The sequence below is a fragment of the Kamptonema sp. UHCC 0994 genome (assembly GCF_029167235.1).
Classification (GTDB): domain Bacteria; phylum Cyanobacteriota; class Cyanobacteriia; order Cyanobacteriales; family Microcoleaceae; genus Kamptonema.
On the sequence record NZ_JARFTR010000134.1, the window covers coordinates 1 to 6,343 of the forward strand.

At 39.8% G+C, this 6,343-nt stretch carries 6 protein-coding genes and 1 pseudogene; 3 read left to right on the forward strand and 4 right to left on the reverse strand.

Features of this window, described 5'->3' with window-relative positions; translation table 11 throughout:
* Window positions 1–159: 159 nt before the first annotated feature.
* Window positions 160–744 carry a hypothetical protein gene (locus PY364_RS12970; RefSeq protein ID WP_275523051.1) on the reverse strand — a complete coding sequence of 195 codons (585 nt, stop codon included), beginning with the start codon at window positions 742–744 and terminating at the stop codon, window positions 160–162.
* 196 nt (window positions 745–940) lie between these two features.
* Between PY364_RS12970 and PY364_RS12975 the strand changes: the two genes are divergently transcribed.
* Both PY364_RS12975 and PY364_RS12980 read left to right on the forward strand, forming a co-directional pair.
* The gene (locus PY364_RS12975) at window positions 941–2,026 is read left to right on the forward strand and encodes a T4 RnlA family RNA ligase (RefSeq protein WP_275523053.1); all 1,086 of its coding nucleotides are present in this window, start codon (window positions 941–943) and stop codon (window positions 2,024–2,026) included.
* A 166-nt stretch (window positions 2,027–2,192) separates the two neighbouring features.
* The gene (locus PY364_RS12980; protein ID WP_275523055.1) at window positions 2,193–3,041 is read left to right on the forward strand and encodes an AAA family ATPase; all 849 of its coding nucleotides are present in this window, start codon (window positions 2,193–2,195) and stop codon (window positions 3,039–3,041) included.
* A 127-nt stretch (window positions 3,042–3,168) separates the two neighbouring features.
* Here PY364_RS12980 and PY364_RS12985 read toward each other — a convergent pair whose 3' ends face one another.
* Window positions 3,169–3,957 carry an ABC-2 family transporter protein gene (locus PY364_RS12985; protein WP_275523057.1) on the reverse strand — a complete coding sequence of 263 codons (789 nt, stop codon included), beginning with the start codon at window positions 3,955–3,957 and terminating at the stop codon, window positions 3,169–3,171.
* A gap of 94 nt (window positions 3,958–4,051) precedes the next feature.
* A complete protein-coding gene (locus tag PY364_RS12990) occupies window positions 4,052–5,035 on the reverse strand; it encodes an ATP-binding cassette domain-containing protein (protein ID WP_275523059.1) in 984 nt (327 codons plus the stop codon).
* A gap of 160 nt (window positions 5,036–5,195) precedes the next feature.
* Between PY364_RS12990 and PY364_RS12995 the strand changes: the two genes are divergently transcribed.
* On the forward strand, window positions 5,196–5,642 hold the full coding sequence (locus PY364_RS12995; RefSeq protein WP_275523061.1) for a hypothetical protein: 447 nt from the start codon (window positions 5,196–5,198) through the stop codon (window positions 5,640–5,642).
* Between the two features lie 225 nt (window positions 5,643–5,867).
* Here the strand turns inward: PY364_RS12995 and PY364_RS13000 are convergent.
* A pseudogene (locus PY364_RS13000) lies at window positions 5,868–6,343 on the reverse strand (hypothetical protein); the annotation flags it as partial.

The window sequence follows — 6,343 nt, forward strand, 5'->3', positions numbered from 1 at the left end:
CGGTTCAATTACCGCCCAGAGGGCGGCGTTACGGGAGCAGTTTGTAACTTTCCTGATTATAACATTTTCCTGCAATTTTAAACAATCTCAAGTAAAAAAGCTTGTTTCCTAGACACAAGCTTGGAACTTAGTGTTTAGAAACAAGCCTTTATTCAAAACTTAACGCCGCCCTGCTTCAATAGCAGAATTTGCAATTTTTACCGCATCTACTTCTAGCCCATTCTTCAGTGCTACCGTATACAAAACTCCCTGAAATTTCCATTCAACTGAAGCAGTACAGTAAGCCCCACAACCATCGTGAAAAATGCCCTTAGTTCCCTTCGCCAATTGAAGGTTTTTTAAGGTCTTAGTTACCCCTTCCATTCTCTGCGTAAATTCACCACCTTTTTGAGCTCCAATTCCACCAGCACTACAAGCAGTAACTCCTCGACAATTAGCAGTATAATCTATAGAAACACTATAACCATCCGCCCTCGCTTGAGGATAAAAGTAAAGCTTTTGAGAAAAAGGAACCTGACTTGGCAGAAAAATTGGTACTTGCGTCTTGCCTTTTAATTGTGGCAAAATTTGACCAATAGGAACAGTAGCACCCGCTTGGGCAATTAAGTTGCTTACTGCCGGGATATCTGCTACCCGATTTAGTGATTCTGTATCCGTTCCGCCGAAACCAAGAACTCCAGACGGCATCGCCATAGCACTTAACAAACACGCATAACTTCCCAAAATCAGCAATCTATTTTTCATTTGTTTACTCCTTACTGCCTAAAAAGTATACTTTTTTACACCCATTGCCTTAAACTATTTACAATGATACTATTAAATACGGGAGCATAATAGATTTTCAGCTATAAAGGAGAAGTAATTACCTCTCAACTCTTTCATTGTCTTTCGTTCCCTCATAGTAGATAATAAATAGTACGTTCCTCTTTAGGAAGTCATCATGGAACTACAAGATTATTTGCGTCAGCATGGTTTAGATAGCTTATGCAGCACTTATCATATCAAATCGTCGCGACATCAGAAATATCCTCACCTCGTCTGTCTGAAATACTCCCAGATAGAGTCCCCCTTGGGCGAAAAAATAGTTCAGCAGTGCCGAGGAATCATCTTAGACTCATCTCAAGATTGGCAGATAATTTCTTATCCTTATAACAAATTCTTTAATTATGGGGAAATTCATGCTAATCCTATTAACTGGAATAGTGCCAAAGTTTATGAAAAACTAGACGGTTCTCTCACCGTTCTTTATTTCTACGATGGTGAGTGGAGAGTCCAAACTAGCGGAACTCCTGACGCTAGCGGTGAAGTTAACGGTTTTGGCTTTACTTTTGCTGAACTATTTTGGAAAGTTTGGAACGAACTAGGATATCAGTTACCGCAGGAAACTGAGCAATGTTTTATTTTTGAATTAATGACTCCTTACAACCGGATAGTTGTTCAGCAAAAAGATAATCAGATTATACTGCATGGCGTGCGAAACATTCAAACACTTCTAGAGTCTGACCCTAGTATTTGGACAGAAAAATATAGATGGCAATTAGTTACATCCTATCCTTTAACTAGCTGGACAGAAGTTATCAAAGCTGCTGAAAAGTTAGACCCGATGAATTCTGAAGGATACATCATCTGCGATGGTAACTTTAACCGAGTTAAAGTTAAGTCTCCTCAATATGTCGCTATTTCCCATCTCAGGGAAGGATTTTCTACCCGCAGAATGATAGAAATTATATTGACCAATGAAGGCGAGGAATTTTTAGCTTATTTTCCTGAGTGGACAGAATTATATCAGAAAGTTAAGGATAGATATCTATCTTTAATTGAAGAAGTAGAGGAAGTTTATCGGCAACATCAGCATATCGAAAATCAGAAAGATTTTGCCTTAGCTATCAAACACTTACCCTATTCTGGAATTTTGTTTTCTTTGAGGTCTGGAAAAATTGCTAGTGCTAAAGAATCTTTACGTAGTGCTACTATTCAGAAAGCAGAGGAACTTTTAGGATTAGAATACATCAATTTAGGGTTATAATGATTGTAACTCATTCCCAATTCCCAAAGTTGATTAGTTAGTTAGTAGTTAGTGGTTAGTGGTTAGTAGCAAATATAACCAGCCACTAACAATTACCAATTACCAATTACCAATTACCAATTACCCATTACCAATTACCCATTACCATTACCCATTACGCATTACCATGAAAAGAGTCATTGTACTTGTCGGTTTACCCGCTTCTGGAAAATCTAAATTTGCTAATGACCTACTGTTATCAGAACCCGGTAGATGGGTGCGAACAAATAAAGACCTTTTACGAGAAATGGCTCACGCTTCTTATTGGTCTCCCGCCAATGAAAAGTTTATTCTTCAACTCAGAGATGCTGCAATTTTGATGGCCCTAGAATCTGGTAAAAATGTTATTGTTGACGATACCAACTTTGGGCCGCACATCGAACATATCAAAGCGTTAGTTAAAGGTCAAGCTGTCGTTGAAGTTAATGATTCTTTCCTCCAGATTCCGTTAGAAGAATGTATTAAACGGGATTTAAAAAGACTAAATTCAGTTGGCAAAGATGTGATTATGAAGATGTATAATAAATACCTCCGCGTTCCTATACCACCTCCAGAATATAACCCCGAACTACCAGATGCCATGATTGTTGATATGGATGGCACTTTAGCTTTACTAAATGGTAGAAATCCTTACGATGCGTCTAATTGCGAACGCGATTTACCTAATCAACCAGTGCTTGAAACTGTTCGCAAGTGGCAGTCAAGTATTAATATTATTGTGCTATCTGGCCGCACAGATAACTATCAACCTCAAACTGAAAAATGGTTGCAGAAATATGAGGTAAAATATACTAATATTTATATGCGAAAGAATGGAGACCAGCGGAAAGATTCGATTATTAAGGAGGAATTTTACCGCCAACATATCAAAGAGAAATTTAATATTCGTTTTGTCTTGGATGACCGTCAGCAAGTTGTTGATATGTGGAGGTCATTAGGTTTGACTGTATTTCAGGTCGCTGAAGGTGATTTCTAATAACTTCAGTAGGTATCAACCGCTTTCAGCGTTTAGGGGTTAGGGGCTAGGTGTAGGAGACCGCAATCATAATCATATTACCACCAAGATGGCGGCCGTACTGCGATTTTGCATTAAGTTCTAAAAATTATGCTCCCATTCCTGAATATTGTTTCAAACCCTGTCGCCACAACCAGCGATTCCACACAAAAAATACTACACCCCAACCCAGCATTACCAATAACCCGCGCCCCACATCTACGGGCAATCCTGTCAAAATTGAAGCGGGAAAATTAATAAGATATGGAAACGGTGTCCATAACACCACATTTCGGACAGATTCAGGAAATACCTGTAGCGGGGCAATAATTCCCGAAAGAAATAGGTAAACTAAAGACCAAACTTGTTCAATCGCGCTTGCTCTTTCTAGCCAAAAAGCAAATAGTGCAAAGGTATATTGAATTATAAAACGCAAACAAAAGGCAAGAACTATTACCAATGAAAATAACAAAAATCTTCCAAAACTAGGTAGCCAAAATGACTGGGGATATAAGGCAAAAAACAACAGTATCAATCCGAAAATAAACGGTAAACGTGCAAACCTTTCTGAAATGTGAGCGGCAAAATGATGCCATACTGGATCTATTGGCTGCAATAATTTAGGGGATAATCGACCTTGTAATACGTCTTTTTCAAACTCCCAAATCACCCAAACTACATTTGTTTGTCTAACGATAAAAGCTGCTAAAAAATAACGAGCAAAGTCTACTGGTTGCAGACTAAATTGACCATTTTGAGCGGCATTAATCCAGATTCCCATCAAAATAAATGGTAAGGTTCCTGAGAGAGCCCATAAGAATAACTCTGCTCTATATTCGAGCATATAGGCGTAGTAGGTTAATAGTAGTGCCTTCGCAACTTTGATGAATCGTGTCATATTGGTAATTGGTAATTGGTAATTGGTAATTGGTATAATTGGTAATTGGTAATTGGTAATTGTAATTAATAATCTTTACCTTCCCCTTCTCCGTTCAAGAAACTCCTCCACTACGAAAAACTCTACCAATTACCTCTTCAATTGGTGGATCTGTGACACTTAAATCTATTACTTCTAACTTAGCTAAAATATTTGCCACAGTACCCGTCAGCGCCTCCCGCCGCACTAGAAAACGCACCGACTGGCCCTCTACAGATTCCACTTCTCCGTAAATAGAAATCTGCTCTTTTGACACGGGACTAGCTAATTCTACCTTCACCTCCCGATAAGGTGCAAATCTATCAAGCAATCCATCCAAACTGCCATCATAAACTAACATCCCTTCATGGATTAATAAAACCCGTTTGCATAAGGCAGTAATATCCGCCATATAGTGACTCGTTAATAGCACTGTTGCCTGATAACGCTGATTGTAATCTCCCAAGAAATTTCGTACACTAAACTGAGCATTTACATCTAAACCTAGGGTTGGTTCATCTAAAAATAATACCTGGGGCCGATGCAGTAGCGCCGCCATTAATTCAGCTTTCATTCGTTCACCTAGAGAAAGCTTTCTGACGGGCTGATTTAACTTTCCTTCTAGAGATAGCATCTCCGTTAATTCCCCTACCCGCAGGCGATATTCTTTATCGGATATCCCGTAGACAGCAGCATTGATTTTCAGGGAGTCTAGGACTGGCAAATCCCAAATTAACTGTTGTTTTTGCCCCATTACTAAAGTAATTTTTTGCAAAAAATTAGCTTCGCGGCGGAAGGGAATGCGATCGCACACCTTCACCACTCCAGTAGAAGGATAAATCAATCCCGTCAGCATCTTCAAAGTAGTGGTTTTCCCCGCGCCGTTAGCCCCTAGAAACCCCACCACTTCGCCAGGTTCAATTTGAAAAGAAACGCTCTGAACTGCCTTCACAGTACGATAGGTGCGGTGCAGAAAGTGCCGCAGTGTTCCTTTAAGTCCGGGTTCTTTAATTGCTACCGGATAAACTTTGCTCAAGTCTTGAGCTACTATAATCGGCATCAGCTTTACTTTTACTCTCTTGCCTATAAGATTATACCAAGTTTGAAAAATTTTGCTACATCTCTTATGTTAGTTTTCTTTCCTTCACTCCACCTACTGTCTATATTTCTTAGCCTATGGCAAAATGTAGAGGATAGCAAATATTAGGTAGTATAGAATTATGGTACTCATACCAGATCCTACGGATAGCCGTCGTCTAATCGGAGATAATACTCCTGAAAATATTACTCTATTGACGGGAGAATTGGCTAATTTCCCAGAGGGAGTTTGGGCCCTTGGTGGCAAGGATACTGTTACAGGTTCTTCAGATGCAGAATTAATATTTGGCAATGACGATAGTGATAGTATTTTTGGCAACTCTGGCAATGATTCTATCTTTGGTGGTAAAGGAAATGACGATATTTTGGGAGAGATTGGCAATGATATTCTCTCTGGTGAAAAAAATAGAGATTTCCTAGATGGAGGTAGTGGTAATGACTTGTTGCGCGGCGGAGTTGGCGTTGATTTGTTAGTTGGAGGTGAAGGTAATGATACCCTGATTGGCGACAAAGATGTTGATATCTATAAGGGAGGTTTGGGTAGCGATGGGGGGGTTCTAGGAAAATGAATCAGCTTTGTTTGGTAAGGGAACGGGGAACCTGAGTGCGGCGGGTAGAGGGTTGCGGATCTGCGGTGTGGCGATCGCACCTTTGGGGTCGATAGGGGGTTAATTCGCGCTAATCTGAAACAATTGTATAAAATCTGCTCCTGATTCTTTTTACCGCTTTTAAAAATCTAGGCAAACCTAGCAAGACTCAGCGGTGTAAGTTTCTTAAGCATTCTTTCCTATCGCTTACGCTTCCCTTCGGCTACGCTCAGGGTTGCCCAGGAAATCCCAGTTAGAGATAGCATAGTAACTATGTCTAGTAGTCACTATGCTAGAAAGCTTGATTTTTTTATTCAGTTGATACCACAGGCTCCAAACGTGCTTACTTGAGTTCACCTCAAACAAGGCGGTTAAGGAGCCTGGTATTTTTTCCGACAATCTCATTCCTCTACGAGCAATCACTAACGCCGCCGCGACATCACTAGCCAATCCATACATCCTGAGATATTTGACTAACCCAATAATACTAGAATAAGCAGGATTGACCGTTAAAAACTCAATACCTCTGTTAGAAAGAATAGAATTTAACAACTTGAAAAACTCAGAATAAGCCCAACTTGATAGCATCCGAGCGTATTTATTGCCACGCTCCCTAAGTTGCTCTTTCTTGGTTGTAAAGTCTAATTCTTCACAGACTATTGGACATTGAAACTTGATAGCTA

Coding starts and splice junctions, on each gene's coding strand:
- PY364_RS12985 (WP_275523057.1), bottom strand. CDS start 3,957: ATGACACGATTCATCAAAGTTGCGAAGGCACTACTATTAACCTACTAC.
- PY364_RS12990 (WP_275523059.1), bottom strand. CDS start 5,035: ATGCCGATTATAGTAGCTCAAGACTTGAGCAAAGTTTATCCGGTAGCA.
- PY364_RS12980 (WP_275523055.1), top strand. CDS start 2,193: ATGAAAAGAGTCATTGTACTTGTCGGTTTACCCGCTTCTGGAAAATCT.
- PY364_RS12970 (WP_275523051.1), bottom strand. CDS start 744: ATGAAAAATAGATTGCTGATTTTGGGAAGTTATGCGTGTTTGTTAAGT.
- PY364_RS12975 (WP_275523053.1), top strand. CDS start 941: ATGGAACTACAAGATTATTTGCGTCAGCATGGTTTAGATAGCTTATGC.
- PY364_RS12995 (WP_275523061.1), top strand. CDS start 5,196: ATGGTACTCATACCAGATCCTACGGATAGCCGTCGTCTAATCGGAGAT.